The 22,511-nt window shown below is 70.1% G+C and carries 16 protein-coding genes and 3 pseudogenes; 10 read left to right on the top strand and 9 right to left on the bottom strand.

Annotation, left to right across the window (positions count from 1 at the left end; genetic code table 11):
• Positions 1 to 4 precede the first annotated feature (4 nt).
• Together IEZ04_RS23195 and IEZ04_RS35035 are read right to left on the bottom strand one after the other, a co-directional pair.
• Positions 5 to 445, bottom strand: a complete 441-nt coding sequence (locus tag IEZ04_RS23195; protein ID WP_189218888.1) for a VOC family protein — start codon at positions 443 to 445, stop codon at positions 5 to 7.
• A 356-nt stretch (positions 446 to 801) separates the two neighbouring features.
• Positions 802 to 1,154: pseudogene (locus IEZ04_RS35035) on the bottom strand (hypothetical protein); the annotation flags it as partial.
• A gap of 150 nt (positions 1,155 to 1,304) precedes the next feature.
• Between IEZ04_RS35035 and IEZ04_RS23190 the strand changes: the two are divergent.
• From IEZ04_RS23190 to IEZ04_RS23180, 3 genes are all read left to right on the top strand, one after another.
• A complete protein-coding gene (locus tag IEZ04_RS23190) occupies positions 1,305 to 2,570 on the top strand; it encodes a ParA family protein (RefSeq protein ID WP_189218887.1) in 1,266 nt (421 codons plus the stop codon).
• Positions 2,567 to 3,661 (top strand): ParB/RepB/Spo0J family partition protein, encoded by a 1,095-nt coding sequence (locus IEZ04_RS23185; protein WP_189218886.1) that lies wholly within the window; start codon positions 2,567 to 2,569, stop codon positions 3,659 to 3,661. The genes IEZ04_RS23190 and IEZ04_RS23185 overlap by 4 nt, the downstream gene beginning before the upstream one ends.
• A gap of 230 nt (positions 3,662 to 3,891) precedes the next feature.
• Complete coding sequence (locus IEZ04_RS23180; protein WP_268245685.1) at positions 3,892 to 4,560, top strand: alpha/beta fold hydrolase; 669 nt, start codon at positions 3,892 to 3,894, stop codon at positions 4,558 to 4,560.
• A gap of 447 nt (positions 4,561 to 5,007) precedes the next feature.
• Here IEZ04_RS23180 and IEZ04_RS23175 read toward each other — a convergent pair whose 3' ends face one another.
• Positions 5,008 to 5,214, bottom strand: a complete 207-nt coding sequence (locus IEZ04_RS23175) for a hypothetical protein (protein WP_189218884.1) — start codon at positions 5,212 to 5,214, stop codon at positions 5,008 to 5,010.
• 424 nt (positions 5,215 to 5,638) lie between these two features.
• Here IEZ04_RS23175 and IEZ04_RS23170 point away from each other — a divergent pair, with 424 nt between their 5' ends.
• Positions 5,639 to 5,800 (top strand): MerR family transcriptional regulator, encoded by a 162-nt coding sequence (locus tag IEZ04_RS23170; RefSeq protein WP_189218883.1) that lies wholly within the window; start codon positions 5,639 to 5,641, stop codon positions 5,798 to 5,800.
• Between the two features lie 69 nt (positions 5,801 to 5,869).
• On the opposite strand, the gene IEZ04_RS23165 is transcribed toward IEZ04_RS23170, so the two are convergent.
• From IEZ04_RS23165 to IEZ04_RS23145, 5 genes are all read right to left on the bottom strand, one after another.
• Positions 5,870 to 6,289: a hypothetical protein gene (locus IEZ04_RS23165; protein ID WP_189218882.1), complete on the bottom strand. Its 420-nt coding sequence runs from the start codon at positions 6,287 to 6,289 to the stop codon at positions 5,870 to 5,872.
• 819 nt (positions 6,290 to 7,108) lie between these two features.
• A complete protein-coding gene (locus IEZ04_RS23160) occupies positions 7,109 to 7,705 on the bottom strand; it encodes a DinB family protein (RefSeq protein WP_189218881.1) in 597 nt (198 codons plus the stop codon).
• A gap of 99 nt (positions 7,706 to 7,804) precedes the next feature.
• Complete coding sequence (locus IEZ04_RS23155) at positions 7,805 to 9,067, bottom strand: multidrug effflux MFS transporter (RefSeq protein WP_189218880.1); 1,263 nt, start codon at positions 9,065 to 9,067, stop codon at positions 7,805 to 7,807.
• Positions 9,064 to 9,588 (bottom strand): MarR family winged helix-turn-helix transcriptional regulator, encoded by a 525-nt coding sequence (locus IEZ04_RS23150; protein ID WP_229821203.1) that lies wholly within the window; start codon positions 9,586 to 9,588, stop codon positions 9,064 to 9,066. The genes IEZ04_RS23155 and IEZ04_RS23150 overlap by 4 nt, the downstream gene beginning before the upstream one ends.
• 176 nt (positions 9,589 to 9,764) lie before the next feature.
• Positions 9,765 to 10,469, bottom strand: coding sequence for a hypothetical protein (locus tag IEZ04_RS23145; RefSeq protein ID WP_189218879.1), 705 nt, complete (start codon positions 10,467 to 10,469; stop codon positions 9,765 to 9,767).
• Between the two features lie 516 nt (positions 10,470 to 10,985).
• Here IEZ04_RS23145 and IEZ04_RS23140 point away from each other — a divergent pair.
• From IEZ04_RS23140 to IEZ04_RS35635, 6 genes and pseudogenes are all read left to right on the top strand, one after another.
• Positions 10,986 to 11,335: pseudogene (locus tag IEZ04_RS23140) on the top strand (pyridoxamine 5'-phosphate oxidase family protein); the annotation flags it as partial.
• Positions 11,336 to 11,828: 493 nt separating this feature from the next.
• Complete coding sequence (gene lanKC / locus IEZ04_RS23135; RefSeq protein ID WP_189218878.1) at positions 11,829 to 14,420, top strand: class III lanthionine synthetase LanKC; 2,592 nt, start codon at positions 11,829 to 11,831, stop codon at positions 14,418 to 14,420.
• A gap of 100 nt (positions 14,421 to 14,520) precedes the next feature.
• A complete protein-coding gene (locus IEZ04_RS23130) occupies positions 14,521 to 14,649 on the top strand; it encodes a SapB/AmfS family lanthipeptide (protein ID WP_189218877.1) in 129 nt (42 codons plus the stop codon).
• A 115-nt stretch (positions 14,650 to 14,764) separates the two neighbouring features.
• The gene (locus IEZ04_RS23125) at positions 14,765 to 16,558 is read left to right on the top strand and encodes an ABC transporter ATP-binding protein (RefSeq protein ID WP_189218876.1); all 1,794 of its coding nucleotides are present in this window, start codon (positions 14,765 to 14,767) and stop codon (positions 16,556 to 16,558) included.
• A 225-nt stretch (positions 16,559 to 16,783) separates the two neighbouring features.
• The gene (locus IEZ04_RS23120) at positions 16,784 to 19,606 is read left to right on the top strand and encodes an AfsR/SARP family transcriptional regulator (RefSeq protein WP_189218875.1); all 2,823 of its coding nucleotides are present in this window, start codon (positions 16,784 to 16,786) and stop codon (positions 19,604 to 19,606) included.
• Between the two features lie 391 nt (positions 19,607 to 19,997).
• A complete protein-coding gene (locus tag IEZ04_RS35635; protein WP_268245684.1) occupies positions 19,998 to 20,123 on the top strand; it encodes a hypothetical protein in 126 nt (41 codons plus the stop codon).
• A gap of 1,863 nt (positions 20,124 to 21,986) precedes the next feature.
• On the opposite strand, the pseudogene IEZ04_RS23115 reads toward IEZ04_RS35635, so the two are convergent.
• Positions 21,987 to 22,199: pseudogene (locus IEZ04_RS23115) on the bottom strand (Tn3 family transposase); the annotation flags it as partial.
• Positions 22,200 to 22,511: the final 312 nt, after the last annotated feature.

Raw genomic sequence — 22,511 nt, 5'->3', positions numbered from 1 at the left:
CCGCTCACTCCGCGACGAAGATGCAGAACGGGTGGCCCTCGGGGTCCCGGTAGACACGGAAGCGCTCCTCGTCGTCGGGGTCCGGCCGGTCCCGGTTGCTGAGCAGATCGCCGCCGAGGGCGAGCACGCGCTCGTGCTGGTTCCGCAGTTCCTCCAACGAGGCGACGCGCAGGTCGAGGCGCATCTGCTGGGGCACCGGGCCGTCGGGCCAGTCCGGTTCGCGCAGGCGCTCCACCTGCTGGAAGGCAAGCTGCGGTCCGCCGTCGGGATGACGTAGGACCAGCCGGTCCCTGCCGTGCTCGTCCGGCTGACCGGCCGGAGGCGGCTCGTCCCCCTTCGCGTAGTCGAGCCCCAGCAGTAACCGGTAGAACCCGGCGAGTCTGCGGGCGTCGGTGCTGTCGAGCACGGTCTGCACCAGCCGGATGCGGCTTGCATCGTTGGTCATGGACTACAGGTGCCCCACTCGGTCCCCCGAACGATCCACGCCCTCGACCTGAGCGGAGCAGAGGGCAGGCATTCGGGAGAGAGGCTGGACGATCGAGGCGCTGGCGCTTCGGCACCCGGTGAGGAGCCGACCCCCCCGACCGTGGGGGCACCCTCGTTGACCGTGGCTGACCACTGCATCCGGGGGAATGCTGCCCCTCCTCCCCCACCTACTACGACCAGCAGATCCGGCCGGAGCAAGCACCACACCCGGTTCTCCTCCGCCTCGCCCACAGACGAGCAGGCGTTGCCTCCGCGATGCTCCGCGACGGCACGGCGCCTATGACGAGTGGGGACCAGTCCCCCTCGTCCGAGCCCCGGTTCGGCCAGTAACACCGCTCGGCCGGCCGCGACGTCGAAGCCGAGAACGGGGTGCAGCGGATCCGTCTCTGGGGTCATCAGTACCGGCTTCCCCAACCGTCGCCCGATCGCCCGCAGCAGACGACACAGGGCATCGGCGTTTCGCTGCGGACCGGCAGGTCCGCGGCACGTGGCAGCCGGACTGCGACGCCGTCCTCGAAGTACCCATACGACCACCCCTGCGACCGCACCAGATCGAGCACCGCCTGCCAGTCCTCCACCGAAGTGTCCGGGACACGCACATCCGGCAGCGAACCATCGAATCGGGCGCGCTTGGGGGCGACGCCCGGGATGCTCCTGCGGCTGTCGATTATTACGGCGTAATAGCTGGCTGCCGGGCAGCTCGCGGGCGCGCGCTATTACGCCGTAATGGGGACGGCGGCCCTCGATGAACCAGCACTGCATGGCTAACTAACGTGTCGGTGACTCCGTCGATCATGAACGTTAGTAAGGTGTCCCCCATGACATCACCTGCCGCCACCGGCGACCGCGAGAAGGTCGTCTCCAAACTGCCGGGATGGCTCCGGCAGAACCTCAAAGTCAGAGCCGCACAGCACGGCATCGAGATCCAAACCGCCGTCGAACAGGGCATCAGCGCCTGGATCGACCTGGCCTCGGCACGCGAACCGATCGACACCGCCGGTGCCGACTCCTTCGCCACCTTCCTTCCCGAAGGCCAGTGGGAGACCTTCCGCGCCGTCGCCTCGGACCGTCGCGTCTCCCTCATCCAGGGTCTCGCCCAGTCCGTCCAGTTGTGGCTCGACACCACCCCCGCCCCGGACATCGAGCGGCCGACCATCACACGTCGCATCGTCGTCTGCAACCAAAAGGGCGGCGTCGGCAAGACCGCCATCACCGCCGGCCTCGGCGAGGCCCTCGCGGAGGACTCCAACACCCTGCACCCCGTGCGCGTGGCCAAGGCACTCACCGCCGCCCTCCGCGCCAGTGCCACGCACACATCGGAGGAGGGACCGGACCAGAACCCCCTCGAGATCGAGAGCCTGCCCGGTCCCGGACTCCGTGTGCTCCTCGTCGACTTCGACCCGCAGTGCCACCTCACCAACCAGCTCGGTGGCACTCCCCTGCCGATGGACGGCGACAGCCTCACCAACCACATGGCCGGTGATCCCAAGGGCGACCTGCGCGACCTCATCGTGTCCGTCGACGACGACACCTTCGACGGACGCCTGCACCTGCTGCCCGCCTGCCACGACGCGTTCCTGCTCGACGTGCGCCTGTCCGCCGTGCGGGCCCGGGAGGCCGCCCTCGAACGCGCCCTGACACCCCTGGAGAGCGACTACGACGTCATCATCGTCGACTGCCCACCCAGCCTGGGGCTGAGCATGGACGCCGCCGCCTACTACGGCCGCCGCCGCGACGGTGAACGGCCCGGCCAGTCGGGAGCCCTCATCGTCGTCCAGGCCGAGGACAGCTCCGCCGACGCCTACGACCTGCTCACCCACCAGATCGAGGACCTCCGCAACGACCTCGCTCTCGACCTCGACTACCTGGGCATCGTCGTCAACCTCTACGACGGCCGCCGCGGCTACATCGCCACCTCCTCCCTCCAGGGCTGGGTCGACATAAAGGATCCCCGGGTCGTCGGACTCGTCAGCGACCTCAAGGAGCAGAAGGAGGCCGTCCGGATGAAGCAGCCCCTTCTGTCCTACGCTCCCACTTCACAGCAGGCCATCAGCATGCGCGCACTCGCGCGGGAGATCTCATGAGCAAGGCCGACCGACTCGGAGCCGGGCGTTTCGGCGCAGCCGCGAGGCCCGTCAGTGCGCGACGCGCGGCGATCGGTGCCGCCACCGGCGTGCCCACCGAGGGCGTCGCCCCGCCCACACGGCTCCCGGTGCACCGCATCAGTCTCAACCCCGACAACCCCCGCACCAGCCTGGGAGACCTCACCGAACTGGCGGGGAGCCTCAAGGAGCACGGACAGAAGCAGGCCATCACGGTCATGAACCGTGACGCCTACCTCACAGCCAACCCCGAGCGCGAACCGGAACTGGAGCCCGACACCACCCATGTCGTGGTCGACGGCAGCAGCCGCCTGGCGGCCGCACGGGAGGCCGGACTCCCCCACATCAACGTCATGGTCGATGACGACCAAGGCGCCGACGGGGAGGCGATCCTGGAGTCCGCGCTCGTCGCCAACGTGCACCGCCAGGACCTGGAGCCGCTCGACGAGGCCCGCGCCCTGCAGCGACTGCTCGCCATCCACGGCACGCAGACCAAGCTGGCCAAACGCCTGCACAAGTCCCAAGGCTGGGTCTCACAGCGCCTCGCCCTGCTCAACCTCACCTCGGACCTCCAGGAACGCATCGGCCAAGAGCCGATCGACTTGCTCCGCGCGGTCGCCAACAAGCCGGCCGAGCAGCAACAGACGGCCCTTGAGGGTCTGAAGGCCGACCGGTCGCGTAAGGAGGCGGCGAAGCAGGAGAGCAGGAGCAAGAAGCCGCGGGTTCCCGTGGAGCGCGGGGGAGAGGCGGACGTTGCCGACAGCGAGTATTACGGCGTAATAGAGAACGGCAGCGCGTCCGCCTCGGCTGAACCCGTTGATGCCGAAGTGGAAGAGGCACACGCCGGACCCACGGAGACTGTGCCGGAACCGCGCACCAGCGGCCGCACTCATAGCGACACGGGCTCCGGCGAGCCCGGTCCACGTGCGCTGTCGAAGCTTCCCTACGACGACGGCGCCTTCCTGGCCATGCACCTGATCAGGAAGATGAGCGACACGGAGTTCGACAAGATGCTCCTCATCCTCAACGAACACCAGAACAAGCGGGCGACGACCAGCGCTGCTGACGCCTGAGAGCTCGCCGCAGGGAGCCGAAGGAAGTCGCAGGAAGTCGCAGGAAGTCGCAGGAAGTTGCGGGAAGTCCTCCGCCACACTATGGCGGGGGACTTCCGCGTTAAGACCCCAGGCACGCCATCGAGTGGCCATCCTCTATTACGACGTAATAGAGGGTCGAGTGACACGGGGCCATCATCCTTCATCTGCGGTGCGATGCGAGACCGCACCTGGGGGAGGGGCGCGCCACCTTGTCGACACAGGGGTTCCGGGCCGCCGGTGGTGATGGTCCGCGAGTCCGGCAGTGGCCTGCGTTCCTGGCAGCCGGTGGCCGAACGGCTCGCCGACCGATTCGAGCTGTGGACACCGGCCGGCGCGGAAACGTCCCGAGCGGACCGGGCCGGGCGGCGAAGCGCTCCACCGACGAGGTGGAGGATCTCAGAGCGCTGATCGGCAGGATCGGCCGCCCTGTACACCTGGTCGGTATGTCCTACGGCGCCACCGTCGCCCTGCGCGCCGCGGCAGCCGGACTGCCGCTTCGTTCGCTGGTGCTGTGGAAGCCTCCGCTGTATGCGGCGGGCCAGGAACTGGCGCCGGTGTTGACCGGGTTCGGGGAGCTGACCGCGCGCGGTGACCGGCGCCGGGACGACCGGCTGTTGGCGGAGAAGATGGCCCGTGTCCCGGCCGCGCTGCTGGACCTCATGGACGCGGGCGAGCCGGCCGGCAGTGAGCCCGACGACGCACCCGGCTGGTGCCGCGCCCTCGCATCGATGGTCGCCGACACGGCGGACATGGAGCGCTGGTGTCACGCTCACGACATTGCCCGGCCAGCGTGGGGCAGTACGGTCGCGAGCCGGTCGAGGGTTTCCGGCATCGGCTGCCAGTGTCGGCTCTCCGCAGCAGCAGTGTGGGGACGGTGACGGCGGAGCCTCCGACAACCCGAAAGCCACCCAGCGGGTCAGGTGAAATCGGCTGAGCGGCTCTCTCGCGGCCTATCTCGACGCCGAAGGCCGTGTCACACCGGGATGGTCGCGTTCGGCCGCGAGAGGTGCCGTTCCGGCGGTCGCATTTCAGCAGGTATGACGGAGAAGAGTGCTTTGGGGTGATCGATCGCGGCCCATGTGACGTCCATGCGCGCGCCCTCCGCTATTACGCCGTAATAGCGGAGGGCCCGCGAGTGCAGTGTTCTGCCGTGGGCCGGCCATGCTGGAGCAGCCGCCGCGGGCAGATCCGGAGCTGTCAAGGGGTTGGCCGAGCGGCGTGGTGGAGGCGAGCCGCTCGTCCACCGGGCGACGGACCTGTCCGGTCCGTCGCCCGGTGTGGCCTTCCGCTTCCCGCTGTGTGTGGTGAGCGGAAGGCCGGTGGTGTCAGAGGAAGTAGAACATCCCGACCGTGCCGTCGTTCCGTGCGGTCGCGCTGATCTCGCCGGCGACCTGCGGGGGCGACGCGTTGACGAACGTCAGCGCCGCGTTGACCGTGGCGAAGTTGGCGAAGTGCCACCTCTTCGACGGTGCCGGCGGGTGAAGTTCTGACTTCCGGGAAACGGCTTCCTGTTCCTGGATCGGCTCGTGCATGAGATCGCTCCTTTCGGTGACATCCCCCGTACCGGACCTCTGCTGAGAGCAGTGGAACCAGCACCGTGTTACGGAGCGGGTCGCGCCTCTTATCGTTCTGCCTCGCCGTCGAGGCGTGCATCCGGACTTAAGGTGGAATCGACCGATTCGCTTAATTTCATGCCGTTCGGCGAGGTAGGGACCATTATGCGCCCGGTTGGCGTGTTCGCCAAGGCGTCGGCTACGGAGCCTGAGCGAATACGTCAGGCGCTGCAGGGAGCGTCGACGCCCGGGTGTTGTTGCCTCTGCACTACCGGCACCTCGTCGCCGCACGGCCCGAACCCCAGGAGGGCGACTCCCGCCACGGCAACCAGGCACACGGCCGGATCGGCAGCGTCGACACAGGTCCGAAGTCGGGCCGGTACCAAGAGAGATGCTGCCCTGCATGATCGACGACGGCGAGTACCTCGCTCCCGGATGCGAGGACCTCGTCGCCGAGCTGGACCGAGAACGCCGGCGCATCGACGACCAGATCGCCGAACTGCACGATGTGCGCCCCGTCCTCACGGGCATCATCCGCGCCGGCAAGAAGGCTGCGACGAGCTGACCCCGTCACGTTCCCTCACGACGCCGGAACCGGCCTGCCGACGCGCAGTAGCACCTGACGGGAGGGGGGTCACGTCTTGCTGACGAACTTCCAGGTTATGGGGTCGAATCCGGAGCCGGAGTACACGTAGAGGTAAGGCGCGTCGTAGGTGCGGACGGAGACGGGCTTGGTGCCCACCTTGAGCAGGAAGCCGTCCCCGGACGCTTCCGCCGCGAAGACCGTGGCCTTGTCCTTGACGTCGAACTTGATGCCGTTGTTGCCTCCGCACCACCATCGATAGTCGGGCCAGTCCGCACTGGAGTCGACGATGTATCCCTCGCCACTCTTGCGGAGCGTCAACGGGCTCGGCTTCTGGATCGTCTTGCTCTTGCCCGGATCGCTGAGCATGGCCCAGTCCCAGCTGTTGTTCACCGCGAACGTGGCACCGCGGCTGGAGTCGGTGGCCAGCACCAGGTAGCCGGTCACGTCGACCGGAATACTGACAGGCATGCCATGCCCCTTCCGTCTCGGGAGTGCGGTCCAGGTGCCGGGAGCCGGTGTCCTTGCAGGGCCGGCGTGATGCTCGACCGAGAGCAGCGAGCGATCCCTTCGAGGCGCTGCCGTGCGCTTCTTCGAAGGAGCCGTGTCCTGCGCTTCATCGCTTCATCGCTCGAACGCTCACGAGGTCACCCCACAGGGCTCCATTTGGTGCATTACAGAACATACCGCCCGCTTGAGGGCCGACCCAGGGGGAATTCGGCCGCCTCCTCGGCCTCGGAGCCTGTGATCACGTGTCCGATGCGATCCGCTGGTCATGCGAACTCGGGCGTCATGACGGCAGCCATCCTCAGGTGCGGCGTAGGCATGGGGCGTTGACGGCCGAGGGAGCCGATGGGTGTGGCTCTCCTCGTGGGACGCGTTGAGTGGTCGGTGCGGTGACGGGGAACCTGAGCACGCGGAACTCGTTTCCGTCGGGGCCGGCCAGCAGCACCGCGCCGTCCCCGGCGTGGGCGGAGTCACCTCAAGGCGTACTTCGATCAACCGCTGGAGCTCTCCCACCATCCCGCCGCCGAACGGCTACTCGCGGACGCGCGGCTGAGTAACGAACGGAGGGCCGAGGCGGTGACGGCACCGGCGCAGACCATCGCCGGGGCGACCAGCGCGGCGCCGACATCGGCCGACGCACACACTGCTCACCAGCCGTAGACCAGGCCCCCGCTGCGCCGCCGCTGTCCGACACCCCGCCGTGCCGCGGGACTCGGCCCCCGCAAGCCGTCATCCGGCCGCATGGCCGACCCGGAGCCGACGGGGTCGGCCGGCCGGGCGAGATCAGCCGTTGGCATCCTGCGCCACGCGCTCCAGCCGACTCCGGTAGTCCTCCCACCATGCCTGGTCACCCGGTGGCATGTTGTCCTTGTCCTGCGAATATCCGACGGCTCCGTCGATGAGCTCTCGCACGATGTCCGCATGGCCGGCGTGTCGCTGAGTATCGGAGATCACGCGCACCAGGATGTGGTGCAGCGTCACTTCCCGACGTTCCTCCGGCCACCACGGGACATGGCCGACCGCGTCCAGCGCGAGCGTCGCGATCGTGCTGTCGGAATGCTCCCACGCCCGGCGGTACAGCCCGACGATGTCCTCGCGGGACTCGTCTGCCGTGGCCCACATGTCCGAGTTGAGCTCCGGGTCCTCCGTATACCACCAGGGTGGCGGCTTCTCGCCGAAGAACGGCCGCCCGAACGTGTCGCCGAAGTACCCCAGCTCGACGCTGGCGACGTGTTTGACCAGCCCCAGCAGGTTCGTGCCGGTGGGAGTCAGCGGGCGGCGGATGTCGTATTCCGAGAGTCCGTCGAGCTTCCATATGAGGGCATCACGCCCTTCTTGCAGATATCGGAGAAGGTCCGCTTTCGGGTTCGGTTCGATCATGCCGGGCAGTGTTCCACCCCGCACTGACAACCGGGAGCGACATCGAGACGACCGGACCCCTCAGCGGCGGCCTTCACCGACTCCGGCCAGTCCCGTTCGCTATCCGTGCTCGGCCTGCCGGGGCGGTTCGGAAGTCGCTGTCCTGGTGAGGATCGCGGCGAGGGTGGCCGCGGCGAGGCAGCTGGTCATGACGGCTGCCATCGGTGCGGGGCTCTGGGTGCCGAACTGTCCGACGAGGGGTGAGGCTGCCGCGCCGAGGAGGAACTGGCCGCCGCCCAGCAGGGCGGAGGTGGCTCCGGGGGCAGCGCGGCCGTGGCTCTGCGCGATGGTGATCACGGCGGGGAAGAAAACGCCGAATGCGGTGATGGCGGTCAGCAGGCACAGCCAGGTCAGCGGCATGGTGCTGCCGGTGGTCGTCTGGACGAGGAGGAGGACGCCTGTTCCTGCCGTGGCCACGGTGCCGCTGGCGATGAGCAGGGTCTCGGGGGACCTGCGCCTGGCCAGTCGGCCGTAGGCCAGGCTGCCGGTCATGTTGCCGAGGGCGTTCACGCCGTAGACGAGGCCGGCCAGGGATGGGGAGAGGCGGTAGATGTCCTGGAAGACGAAGGTCGTTCCGGCGATGTAGGCGAAGACGGCGGCTCCGCCGAAGGCGAGGGCCAGGACGGGCATGACGACGGCGCGCCGGCCGGCGGCGCGGCCGATGGCGCGCAGGCTGGAGGACGGTCCGCCGGTCGGACGCGCCTGAGGCGGGTGGGATTCGGGGATCCAGCGCAGCACGCCCGCGGCCAGGAGCAGGCCGGTGACGGCGAGGGCGGCGAAGACGTGGCGCCAGGAGACCGCCAGCAGCAGGGCGCCGCCGAGCAGGGGGGCCAGGACCGGGGCCGTAGCGGTGATCGCAGCGAGCCGGGAGAAGACGGAGGGCAGTTCCCGGTCGTCGAAGAGGTCGGCGACGACGGCGCGGGAGACGACGATTCCGGCCGCTCCGGTGATGCCCTGCCCGACTCGGGCCGCGTTGAGCACTTCCACGGTCGGCGCCAGCGCGCACACGGTGGAGAAGGCGGCGAACAGCAGCGATCCGGCGATGAGAACCGGGCGACGGCCGGTGGCGTCGCTGAGCGGGCCCAGCAGCAGCTGGCCGATGATGATGCCCACCAGGAATCCGGTCAGCGACATCTGTGCGCCGGCGGCGTCGGTGCCCAACGACCGCGCCAGGTCCGGCAGAGCGGGCACATACATGTCGGTGGCCAGCGGGCTGGCAGCGCTCAGCCCTGCCAGGACCAGCAGTGATCGGGCGCGCCGGGCAGCGACGGTCCGGGGGCTGCGCGGACCACGGGAGGTCTTGCCGGGGGAGGACGTGGTCATAGCGCGGGAGCCGCCCCTTGCGTCTGTCCGGACGCCGTTTCGGGCCCGCGGTGGCCGTGGGGCACCTCGGCGGCCGCCACCTGCTCGAGCAGCCCGGCGGCGATCTGCAGTACGCCGCGCTCGGCCGGGGACAGCGTCTGTGTGAGCGCCGCGGCCAGCCAGGCGTTGCCGTCGCGGACGTGTTCGCGCAGGGCCTCCCGCCCTGCCTCGGTGATCACGATGTTCTGGCGTCGGGCGTCCACCTCGCTGCGGGAACGGCGGATGCGGCCCTGCTCCTCCAGCTCGTTGAGCACCCGGGTCAGTGACTGTGCCTGCAGTCCCTCGATGGCCGCCAGGTCGGACGGGGTCAGCGCTCCGCTGTGGCGGAGGTTCGCCAGGACCGATGCGGCCAGCCGCGACAGCGGCCGGCTCCGGCCCGGTTGCTCGGCCCGCAGCCGGGACGCGAGCCGGGACACCGCCCAGCGCAACGACTCGGCCAGGGCCAGGTCGTGCTGAGCCTGATCATCTGCGACATCACTCACAGGTACCAAGCTACAGCTTGGTACCTGTGAGCTACAACCGCCGAACAGCCGCGTAATAAGGGATCTCTACGAAGATTAAGCTTCGTATCGATTGACGTGAGTGGATCACATGCGGACGGTGAGGTGCGGAAAGGTTCTCGCTTCGCCTGGTCGACGACCGCCTGGTTGTGCGGCTGCTACAGACGGGTGCCGTTCAGGTGGTGACGCGAGGTTGCCGCGGTGGGGGCCGTGACGCGGAAGGCGGTGCTGTCGTCGCCGATCTCGGTGGTTCCCTGGCGTCCGTCGACGTTCCAGTGCAGGGTGGCCCGCCAGGTGCAGGAGCGGGAGCGGACCTGGACGTCGAGCACGAAGTACTCGAGTTCGCTCTCGGAGACGTAGAAGGGGAACTGGGCCGGTTCGGGGTCCGGTCGTTCCTCGCCGGTCTTGCCGTAGGGCGTGACGGTCGGGCCGCCCGGCTCGTCCAGGATGATGCGGAAGTGGCGGGAGGGGAGGCCTCCGGCCCCGGGATAGACGAGATGCACGCCGGGGACGGGGTCGTGGCAGTCGGCCGTCACGTCCATGCCGTGGATGGTGACGGCCTTGGACGATCCGCCCTGCAGGCTGAGCTTGAGTAGGTGTCTGCCTGCGGAGACGGCACCGACCCGGTTCTTCCACTGCTTCCACTCGGCCGGTGACGCGTACAGGTAGCCGTCCGTACTGTCCGGGCCGGGGAGCGGGGTGACGTCGTCGAAGGTCTTGTCCGGGACGATGTAGCCGTCGGTGATGTCGGTGTCGGGGCCGAGGGCCACGACCTTCAGTTCGTTCGCGGTGCCGGCGAAGGGGTTGAGCAGCTGTCCCAGGTCCGTGAGCGCCGGTCCCAGTGGGTTGCTCAGACCGGTCACGATCAAGCCACCGATCACTGCCAGGACCGCACCCTTGGCAGTGGTCGATTGGCGCTGCCACCATCCGCGTGGGCCGGACGGTGGAGGAACGAACGGCGGATACGTCGGGGGCGGCGGTATCCGCTGCACCGCTGGACGGGGTGCGGGGGCAGGTTGGGGTTGACTGTGCTGTGCCGCTCGGTTGTCCATGGTTTCCCCCGCCTCTGCTTACTCGGTGGCCGCGTCCGTTCCTTCCTGTGTAGGCGACGTTGCGTGCCCGTTCCATCGTTTGCGGTGGAACGAAAACCTCAGGCAGCGCCGTCCGTTTCGACGGCTTGCGGTGCCGTCGCCAGGGCAGCGCCTCCCGGCACGGCGGGAAGGGAAGCTGCCGCAAGCGGGTGCCGCCTCGCCCACGCAGAAGGGCGGTCTCCGCGCCGGCCGTTAACGAGCGCGCGAGCAGGGTGGCGTCCGCTGAACGCCGTATGGGAAGGCGTACTCGGTGACATGCGAAGGCGGGTGAGACAGCGCTGACCCGGGGCGGACGTGACGCCGCGCGGCGGCCCGGCCGGGTTCGTCCCGGTGCTGGACGGGCGGACCGGTGGCGATCCCCGGCGCGACCGGGAACGAGCGGCTCGACACCATGCACAACGTGCTGCAGACCGGACGCGTCGGACTGCTCCTCCTCGTCCCTGGCCGCCCGACCACGCTGCGCGTCGACGGCCGCGCCTGCGTCTCGGCGCGCCCGGTGCTGCTCGCCCAACTCACTCCCGTCGGCACACCGCCGGTCACGGCGCGCCAACGCCTGGCGGCCGGAGCGGTGGATGCCTGCTGACGCCCAGCCGGCCAGCGCGGAGGTGACGCGGGGTCAGCCGGACCTGCCGGACCTGCCGGACCTGCCGGGCCTGACCGTCGGCCGTCGACCCCCCGCCGACCGCCGACCGCCGGCCGCCACAGCCGGCCGCGAACTCGCCGACGTCGTCCTCGGGTGCACGAGCGCGCCGACGTCGTCCTCGGGTGCACGAGCGCGCCGACCGGATCGTGCGTCCACCGCACCGGGACCCTGCGCGCATCCGCCGGGTCCCACGACACCGACCGCGCGACCGCGAGCAGGCCCTGTGGGAGGGGCTGGAACAGCGGACCTGACAGCGGCCCGCTGCCCGGCAGAGCCGCGTACACATGCCCGGTCGACGCCGAGGGACCCCCTGACCAGGCGTGCAGTGCACCTCGGTCAGGCACCGGCGGGTTTCTCCAAGGTTTGTGCAAGGCCGGCTGGCCACTGTTGTCAGTGAGGCCGCCGACCGGGCTGTGGTCCGGCGTCATGCGGCGGGGTGATCCGCACCCTGCCGATGCGGCAGCCGCCGAGGACACAGGGGGGGACTGATGGATCCGCGGTATGAGGAGTTCTGTCTTGCCGATCCGGTGTTCTACGAGGCGCTGGGCGCTGCCCGCGCGGGCGAGCACCGGTACGACGTGCACCGTCGCGTGCTGCCGCGGGGCTGGCGGCGGGTCGGTCTGAAGGGGTGGCGGTCCTACGTGCCTCCGGACGCGGACGTACCCTCCCAGGGCTGGAAGGTGCATGTGTCCGCCACCCCCGCGAACGCGGGAGAAGTGGCGAAGACGGTCTGGGAGTACTGCGTCGAGCGGCGGCTGCCCTTCAAGATCGTGACGACGACGCAGGAGTTCGTGATGAAGAACTCCAAGTACGCCGACCGGAGCGGAAGCGGCAAACTGGCCACTCTCTACCCTGCGGACGAGAGCGGTCTGCAGCGCGTGCTGGAGGAGCTCGGCGAGCTGCTCGCCGGCCAACCCGGCCCCTACATCCTCAGCGATCTGCGCTGGGGAGAAGGACCGCTGTACGTGAGGTACGGCTCTTTCCTGCACCGTCCCTGTCTCGACGATTCGGGAACGGTCCGCTCGGGCATCGAGGACCCGCACGGCAAGCTGGTGCCCGATCCGCGCGGGCCGGTGTTCACGACACCGGCGTGGGTGCCGATACCCCGTTTCCTGCAGCCGGAGCTGGACCGGAGGAATCGGCTGACGGTCGACTCCTTCCCCTACGAGGTCGTACGGGCGCTGCACTTCTCGAACGGCGGCGGTGTCTACGAGGGGAGACATCGCCGGTCAGGGCAGCGGCTCGTCATCAAGGAGGCCCGTCCCCACGCAGGGCTCGACGCCGCGGGCCAGGATGCCGTCACTCGTCTCCGCAACGAGCGGGACGTGCTGGAGCGTCTGCGCGGCCTGCGCTGTGTCCCCGAGCTGATCGACTACCGCCTGTCGGGGGAGAACGAGTACTTGGTGGAGGAATTCGTCGACGCCGTACCGCTCAATCGCCTGTTCGCCGAGCGCAACCCGCTTGTGGGAGCCCCGGCCGGCCGCCGGGACCGCTTCGTGGAGTACGGCGCATGGGTGCGGCGGGTGTGCGATTCCGTGGAGGACGCGCTGCGGGCGGTTCACCGACGCGGTGTCGTCTACGGAGACCTGCACCTGTTCAACGTATTGATCAAGGAGGACGGAGCCGGTCTCCGCGCCGTACTGGTGGACTTCGAGGTCAGCCGGCCGGTGCGGGAGAAGCGGCGGCCCACTCTGGAGCATCCCGGTTTCGGGGCCCCGCCCGACCGTGAGGGCTTCGCCGCCGACGAGTACTCCCTGGCCGCCTTGCGCATCGGCCTCCACGTGCCGCTCACCACCCTTGTACGGCTGGACCGCGGGAAGGCGCATCACCTCGCCACGCTGATCACCGAGGCTTTCGGAACGGAACCCGGCTCCCTGGACGACGCCGTCCGCCAACTGACCACCCCGCTCCGGGCCGGGGGCGCCCCACGGAGGAAGAGCGCCGGGCCGCGAGTCGACATGGCCTCCTCGCGCTGGTCCGAGGTGCGGGACGCGCTCGCGACCGTGATCCTGGCGGACGCCTCCCCGGACCGGCAGGACCGGCTCTTCCCCGGGGACGTCGGGCAGTTCGACGGGGAAGGCGGGGGACTGTCCATGGCCTACGGTGCCGCAGGGGTGCTCTGGGCCCTGCGCGCCGTCGGCGCCGACCGCTACCGCCGGGGTGAGCTGTGGCTGGTCCGACGGGCCCGGGCCATGGCGGAGAGGCTCCCGAACGGCTTCTACAACGGGCGGCACGGCATCGCCTACGCCCTGTGGGAACTCGGATACCACGACGAGGCCGTCGCGCTGCTGGCCACGGCGCGTGTCGACTCCGACACGCTGGACAGCAGTCTGTTCTCCGGGCTCTCCGGCATCGGTCTCACCTGCCTGGCGTTCGCCGGGTGGACCGGTGAGGACGCCTACCGGAAGCAGGCGGAGCACCTGGCCGACGCCGTCCGAAGCCGTGTGCCGACGGCAGGGGAGGGCCCGCAGATCAGCGGGGGAGCGGGGCGGCCCGTCGCGGGCCTGCTGCGCGGGTCCTCCGGAGCCGCCCTCTTCCTCACGGCCATGTACGAGGCGACCGGCCGGCTTCCCCTGCTCGACGCCGCGCGGACGGCCCTGGAGCGGGACCTGAGCGCATGCGTGCCGGACGAGGCCGGTGCCCTGCGGGTCGACGAGGGATGGCGCACCGTCCCCTACCTCGGCAAGGGCAGCGTGGGAGTGGGACTCGCCCTGCACCGCTACCTCGGCAACGCGCCCGACGAGTCGCTGCACGACCGGCTCCGTGCCGTGGACCTGGCGGCGGACTCCGACTTCTACGTCTTCTCCGGACTGTTCGACGGCCGTGCGGGGATGGTCCTGTTCAACTCCGTCCGGCAGGGCGGAACACGGCCGCTCGATCACGACAGCGTGGCCCGTCAGGTGCGGGGCCTGCGCTGGCACGCTCTGGACCGGGCCGGCGGACTCGCCTTTCCCGGCAACCAGCTGCTGCGTCTGTCGACGGACCTGGCGACCGGCAGCGCGGGGGTCCTGCTGGCGCTGGCCGCGGCGCACGGCGTTCCGCACGACGGAGCACAGCTCGGCCTGCCGTTCCTGCGGTGACCCCCTCGGCGCGATGAGCGCCCCACTGGCGTCCGGAGCCGTCCGGCTCCGGACAGGTTGCCCTCCCCGGCTGCGGGGAGGCGAGACAAGGAGAGAACGGATGAGCATGTACGACCTGCAGGGCATGGAAGCACACGACGAGCCGGCCACCACCATGGCGAGTGAAGTCAGCTGGTGGTCGTGCGGCAACAACCGGCCGTCCGACATCTCGCTCTTCGCCTGCGGCTGAACCTCGCCCGGCACCGGCCCCGTCCGATGACGGACGGGAAAGGCGGGTGGCCCGGACGTACCCGGGCCACCCGCCCTCCGGCGGACACACCCGTACTCCACGACAGGGACGGCTCATGCCACGTGGCGACTACGCCCGACTCAGCACCTTCCTCTTCGCCTTCCGCCGGCGCATCGCCGGCGTGATCGTGCTGATCACGGTCAACGCGGGACTGGCCGTCGGGCCGGCGTTCCTCACACAGCGGCTCATCGACGAGGGCGCCGTACCGGGCGACACCCGGCGCGTCTGGTTTCTCGGCGGGGCCCTGCTGACGGTGGGGGTGGTGGCGGCCTGTTCGACGCTGGCCGAACGCTGGGCGACCGCCGGGCTGGCCGAAGACGTGACCGCCCGGATGAGGGTGGACGTCTTCGAGCATCTGCAGAGCCAGTCGGCCGCGTTCTTCGCCGCGTCCCGGACCGGAGCCATCGTCTCCCGTCTGCACGGAGACGTACAGGGGGTGCGCGACCTGATCGCGCGCACCCTGGTGACCGCGACTTCCGCACTGGTCACCCTCGTCGTGGCGGGGACAGCGGTCCTCGTACTGGACTGGCGCATCGCCGCCGCGCTCCTGTGCCTGACCCCGGTGCTGTACGTGATCACGACGCGCTTCGGCGCCGCGCTGCGCGAACTCACCCAGCGCCGGCTGGACGCCGTCGCCGACCTGGACTCGATGGCCGCGGAGCGGTTGAGCCAGGGCGGCGCGGAAGCGATCCGTCTCCACGGCGCCGCCGACCGGGAGACGGACGAGTTCCGCCGGCGTGTGCGTCGCGTACGTGACGCCGCGGTACGCGGTGCGTTCCTCGACGCCCGGCTCGGCGCCTGTCTGACCGTACTGCTCTCCCTGGCCACCTCGGGCGTCTACGTGGTCGCGGCCCTGCTGGTCGCGGGGGACGCGCTGTCGCTCGGCACCATGGTCGCCTCGGTGGCCCTGATCACCCGTGTCTACGGTCCGCTCGCGGCCCTGCCCGCCTGCAGGATGGAACTGGTGGCGGGCACCGTCAGCTTCGAGCGGGTCCGAGAGGTGATGTGCGCCTCGCCCGGTGTCCGGCAGCCCGAGGACGCGCAGCCCGTACCCGGCACGTCGGTGGCCTTCACCGAAGTCGCCTTCAGCTATCCGCAGGACCACGCCGCGGGACCGGCCTCCCTCGGCCCGCAGCCGGGAGAAGCGGGCCATGACCCCACCCGGCCGAGGCGGACGTCGCGCCGGGCCCTTGAGGCGGTGACCTTCGAGGTACCGGCGGGAACGACCCTCGGCATCGTCGGTACGTCCGGGGCCGGCAAGTCGACCCTCGCACGCCTGCTCACCAGATGCTGGGACGTCGACGCCGGAAAGGTCGAGGTGGGCGGGCTGGACGTGCGCCGGGCGGATCTGGCGTCACTGCGGCGCACCGTGGGGGTGGTGGCCCAGGACACCTTCCTGTTCCACACCACGGTGCGCGAGAACCTGCTGCTGGCCCGGCCGCACGCCGGTGACGAGGAGATCGCCGACGCCTGCCGGACCGCCCGGATATGGGATGTGGTCGAACGGCTGCCGAACGGCCTCGACACCGTGCTCGGCGACCGGGGGGTGCGGCTGTCGGGCGGCGAACGCCAACGGCTGGCGATCGCGCGCCTGCTTCTCAAGGCGCCCGAGGTCGTCGTTCTCGACGAGGCCACCTCGCACCTGGACGCGTCCACGGAGCGAGCGGTCATGGAAGCCCTTCAGCCCTTCCTCGCCCGGCGCACCTGCCTGATCATCACTCACCGTCTCTCCACCGTCCACCGGGCCGATCGCGTACTGGTCATGGAGCACGGCCGAGTGACGAACCAGGGCACCCCCGTCGAGCTGCGGCTCGTGGACACACTGCAGCACGCACGGCAGAGGTCCTGACCTCACCGGGTGCCCCGGCACCCCTGCTCAGACCCTTCCTCCACCCCCCGGGGCCGGCCGCACACCGGTACTCGGCTCCCCTCGGCAGTCCTTGCCCCGTCCTTGCCCCGTCCTTGCCCCGGACATCGGCCTGCGGCACCCGATCCCGTCCGGGTGCCGTCGCGAACCTTGTCACGGCGGATCAGAGCGGGTATGGAAGAGCAGGGGGATGCGAGGGGGGATCGCGTGAACGTCAACTTCTGCTTGCTCGGCACCGTTCAGGCGCGGATCGACGGGGTGCTCGTCGAGGACCTGGGCCACGCCCGTCAACGGAGCGTCCTGGCGGCCTTGCTGGTCGACGCCAACCGCGTGGTCCCGACCGAGCAGCTGATCGACCGCGTGTGGGCCGATCACGCGTCGCAGCGAGCTCACAGCACGCTGTACAGCTGTATCTCCCGTCTGCGCCGCGCCCTGGCGCCCGCGGCCGAGGAGGTGCGCATCACCAGGCAGTCCGGAGGTTACCTCCTCACCGTCGACACCTCGGCGGTGGACCTGCACCGCTTCCGCCACCTGGTCGCCCAGGCCGGTGGCGACGACGTGAACGACGAACGCGTGCCGTCTCTGCTGGAGCAGGCTCTCGGCCTGTGGAACGGGGAGGCCTTTGCCGGCTTCGACACCCCCTGGTTCAACGCCCTGCGCAGCACACTCCATCAGGAACGCCTCGCGGCCGAGCTGGATCTGGCCGATGCCCGCCTGCTCATCGGCCGGCACGCCACGCTCCTGCCCGAGTTGTCCGCCCGGGTGGCGCAGCATCCGCTGGACGAGCGGGTGGCCGGACAACTCATGACCGCCCTGTACCGCAGCGGACGGGCCGCCGAGGCCCTGCACCGGTACGACGTCCTCCGGCGGCGGCTGTCCGAGGAACTGGGCACCGATCCCGGACCGGCGCTGAGACAGCTCCATCATCAGGTACTCGCCGCCGACCCCGCCCTCGACGCCCCCGCCCCCCGGTCCGCACCGCCGCCCACGACGGTGCCGCGCCAGTTACCCGCGCCGCCACCGCTGTTCACCGGCCGGACCCGCGAACTCACCGCCCTGGACGACCAGTTGCGCTCGTCCGGCGGCGGGCACGAGGTGCTGACGGTGTCGACGATCGGCGGCGTGGGAGGCGTCGGCAAGACCTGGCTGGCCCTCCACTGGGCCCACAGGAACCTGGAGCGCTATCCCGACGGGCAGCTGTACGTCAACCTGCGCGGTTTCGATCCCTCCAGCAGTCCGCTCCCGCCGCAGACGGCACTGCGCGGTTTCCTGGACGCTCTCGGCTGCGACCCGGCGGCCGTCCCCGCGGATCCGGAGGCCCAGGCCGCGCTGTATCGGAGTCTCACCGCCGACAGACGCATGCTCATCGTCCTGGACAACGCCCGTGACAGTGCCCAGGTCGTTCCCCTGCTGCCCGGCAGCCCGGCGTGCACCGTCCTCATCACCAGCCGGGACCGGCTCACCGGCCTGACCACTGCCCACGGCGCTCGCCTTCTCACTCTGGACGTGCTCACCGACGACGAGTCGCGTCACCTGCTCGTCCGCCACCTCGGTGCCGATCGTGCGGCCGCCGAACCCGACGCGGCCGCTGCCCTGCTGAACCACTGTTCCGGCCTGCCGCTGGCCATCGGTATCCTGTGCGCCCGCGCGGGCATCAGCCCCGAGATCTCCCTCGCCGAACTGGCCGAGGAACTCCGCGAGACACGCACCCGGCTCGACGCTCTGGAGACGGGTGACGTCACCGCCGACCTGCGAGCGGTGTTCGCCTCCTCCTACCGCGCGCTCGACCGGGACGCCGCCCGCGTCTTCCGGCTGCTCGGGCTGACACCCGGCCCCGATGTCAGTCTGTCCGCCGTCGCCGCCCTCACCGCTGTTCCCCTGCCGCGGGTACGCGTCCTGTTGCGCAGGCTCCAGGCGGTCCACCTGGTTCAGGAACACACACCGGGCCGCTACCGCATGCACGACCTCGTCCGTCTCCACGCAGCGGAGGAGGCGCGGCAGGAGCCCGCCGACGACAATGACGAGGCGCTGCTGCGGTTCATCGACTTCCACCTGCACACGGCCCACAGCGCCGCTGGGCGGCTGGACCCGCACCGGGACCGGATCTCCCTGCCCGTTCCCCGGCCGGGGGTGACGCCACAGGAACTGACCGACCACGGCGCTGCCCTGGCCTGGTTCACCGCAGAACATCCCGTTCTGCTCGGCGCAATGGAGCTCGCGGTGAGCGCCGGCTGTGACGTACAGGTGTGGCAACTCGCCTGGGCCCTCGAGACGTTCTTCGACTACTGCGGTCACTGGCACGACTGGCTGGCCGGCCAGCGGACCGCACTCGACGCGGCCCGGCGGCTCGGCGACCGGTCCTGGCAGGCCGGGGCACATCGCAGCCTGGGCGCCGTCCACACCCAGATGGGCCTGCTGGACGACGGACGCACCCACTTCCAGCACGCCCTCGATCTCTACAGTGCTCTGGGCGATCGGGTGCGCCAGGCCCACACCTACCGTGGCCTGGGCTGGGCGTGTGACCGACAGGGGCACCGTCGCGAGGCGCTCGACCACAACAACCGGGCCCTCGCCCTCTACCGGCAGACCGGCCACCGGACCGGACAGGCCAAGGCACTGAACAACATCGGATGGCTGCACATCATGCTCGGCAACCACCGGCAGGCACTGGACCACTGTGCCCGAGCAGTGGAGCTCAACCAGGAGATCGGTGACCGGCACGCCGAAGCGGGAGCGTGGGACAGCCTCGGCTACGCACACCACCACCTCGCCGAATACACCGACGCCATCGACTGCTACGAGCGGGCGCTCGCCCTGGACCGGGCCTCCGGTGACCAGCACGGGGAGACCGAGATCCTGGAGCACCTCGGCAACGCCCACCTCGCCGCCGGCGACACCGACGCAGCCCGTCGTGCCTGGACACAGGCCGCGGAGACCGCCGAGGACATCAGCCATCCGTCCGCCAAGGAACTGCGCGACAGACTCGAACGCCTCACCCGGGACAGCCCCGCCGACGTCGTCCCCGGCTGACACTACGGGTGTCGGTACATCATCCGGCCAGGTGACGCGGCAGCATGACTCCGGCCCGGGTCGCGAGCCGGGCGCGGGCTACGTGTCCTGGAAGCCGCCGCCCGGTGCGAAACCGTTGCTCGGTCTCCCGGGCGGTCCGCATCCGTGTCAGGGCCTCGGGGCACAGGTCGGCGGCGCGCTCGCGCACGGTCTTGACGGTGCACCGCATGACGGCCGGCAGGGAGGCGACGCCGGAGTCGGTGCTCGTACACACCGTTGCCGGCGGATCCAGGGAGCTCGACCCACAGCATCTCGGCGCAGCGAAATGGGGGAGCGGTGGGCACTCTGACGTCATGTCAGAACCGGGCAGGAGTCGGCGACGCCCACGAACAACGCATCGCCCACGAGCTGCATGCCGAGCACGCACACCGCCTGGGTCAAGGCCACCACCCACCGGGCCCACACCTTCGAGGACGTCTTCGGCGCCGCGCCCGCCCTGGCGGCCTGGAACGGCCTGGCTGGACAGCGAGGCTCGTGAAGTGCTGTCACAGCGGTCCGGCCGCGCACGTGGCTGACGCGGCCGGTGTCCTCCACGCCCGCCCGAGGGAAACCTCGGTGCTCTGCCGCCCGGCCGGGGTGTGACGGACCCGGACACGGCCGGCCTGCCCGGGTCGGCTATGCGTACAGCTCGTGCGCCGAAGGAGTGGCCCGTGGGGTGGCCGTGGGGAGTGTGCAGGCGAAGTTGAGCACGGTGCGCCGTACGCCGGTGCGGGTCAGGGGGGTGTGACGCGGTCGGCCAGCTCGACCACCAGCTGGCCACCGCCGGCCTGCTGCGCATCCACCACGGCAACCGGCCCGTCGGCCTGGACGGCCATCCCGTGATCGGCCCCACCCCCAGACAGGGCCTGTGGGCCGTCTCGGGCACGCACCGCGACGGACTGCACACCTCCCCGCTGATCGCCACCGCCTTGGCGCGAGCCCTTCTGGCCCCCGGCGGGACCTGCGCTCCCTTGCCGGGTCCGCTGGCCGCGTTCGCTCCGTGCCGGGACCTGATCACCGACTGGTCCCTGCACGAGGCAGTCGCCGAAGCAGCAGCCCACCACGCGGCGCTGGCGGCAGAGGCGCGGATGCGACCGCCGTTGACCGGCACCTGGCCCGGCGCCCTGACCGAGGCCTACACCCGTCTGATGGACCGCGCGTATGCGGCGATGCCCGATGGTTACATCCCTCCGCCGGAGCTGGCTCCCCTTGCCTACGAGACCGGCCCGGCGCTGGCCGAACTGGCCGCGGCACACCTGGAGCACTGTCGGATCCGACCCATCGGCCGGATGTTCGCAGGGAGGATGTCCAGGGGCGTTTCCCGGAACTCCTTTCCTGCACTGGGTGGCCGCCGCCAGTCAGGCGATCGAGACCCTGCACGGTGGGATGCCCGACGTGAACTCGGCCGACCAGCACGCGGCCCTGTACGCCCGTGCCGAGCGGGCCCGTGGCGCCGAGGCCGCCCGCCGACACGGCCCATCGAGGAGGCCGCCCGCGGGGCTGTCGTCTCGGTGACCGTCCGGACGTCGATCGACCCAGCCACTGAGGCGACGTCATCTCTCGTGGACTTGCCCGAGCCCGTCGACCTCCATCTGCTGTTCGCACTGGCGAACAAACGCTGCTGCTAAAAGAGGACGAAGCCAAGGCGGCCTTCGTCCGCTCATGTGCTCCGACCAAGGACACACGTGACCACGACGAAGGCCATGAGGGTGAGCCAGATCCTCCTAACGTTCTGTGCGGCTGAATGCTTGCAGGGAGGTCGTCCTGCAGCGGTTGCCGGGTTCCGTGACAGTGGGTCACTGAGATCAGCCGACCCGGGCCGATCACACCGCCCGTACCCACCCGTGAGAGCGAGTTCACCGGGCTTTCGGTTCTCCTCGATCCATCCCTGCCGGAACCCGTCCCTGGGCGTCCGTAGATGTTGACCTCGCGTACGAGTCCGGCCTTTGGGCACTGCAGGATTCTTGCCCTCGTGGACGAGGGTCTGCTGCGCAGAAACGAGTCCGGCACCACCTAGGAACGTGTCCGACGGATGGTGCCCGTATCGGCCGGCGACGCCCGCACACCCGCGGGCGTTATCGCGCGGGCCGGGCACACCGGCACGCCCGCCAGCGCGTTCTGCTGTTGCGTGGTTTCGTGGCCCGGCCCGGACGAGTCACGCGGACCAGGACATCGGTCAGGATCACACGGCCTCGTACGGCGGGCCGAGTACGGCAGGCCGAGTACGGCAGGCCGATCCGCAGTACCGTCGCGACCGCCTGCTGCCATCAGACAGCTCGATGACGCGCTGGCTGCACCGCCGGACGTTCCTCCTGGCCGTACCTCCAGAGGTCTCCCGTCCGGCCGTGCGGGCCAGCGCCGGTCATTCCTCGTCGGTGGCGTCCTTGTCGCGCAGCGGGCGCAGGCCGCCGGGCAGGTCGGGAAGCTGGAAGGAGCACCGGCCGTGCATGTTGATGTGATGCCGTACGAACGGGGAGAGGCGGGCCACGTCCTCGTCGCGGACGTCGAAGCCGTCCGCGCGCAGCTGGTTCACCGCGGCGTCCATGTACCTCGTGCTGAAGAGCACGAGGGCATTACTTGCTGCGCTCGGAAGACGGTCGGTGCCTGTCGTGTCGTGTGGGAACTATTCCGACGGCTCGTCGGCGGCCGAAAACTTGCGTGACGTGCGTGAACAGTGTGGCGCTCGACGCGGAGGAGGCGTAGGAGGGAAAAGTCAGCAGCTGGTATCCGGATTCGGGCCACGTGGCGCGTGCAGACGGTGAGGGCGATGAGTTCTCGTCAACGAGTCGTCACAACGGGGAGGCCTGGTCGATGACTTGGTCGTACTGGCTGGCGGCGGGCGGGGTATCTCTCCCCGCTCTCCTCCTGCTGTTCTACGCGGTGCGCC

This window comes from Streptomyces ruber (assembly GCF_014648075.1).
Taxonomy (GTDB): Bacteria; Actinomycetota; Actinomycetes; order Streptomycetales; family Streptomycetaceae; genus Streptomyces; species Streptomyces ruber.
This window is presented reverse-complemented; position numbering and strand designations above follow the sequence as displayed.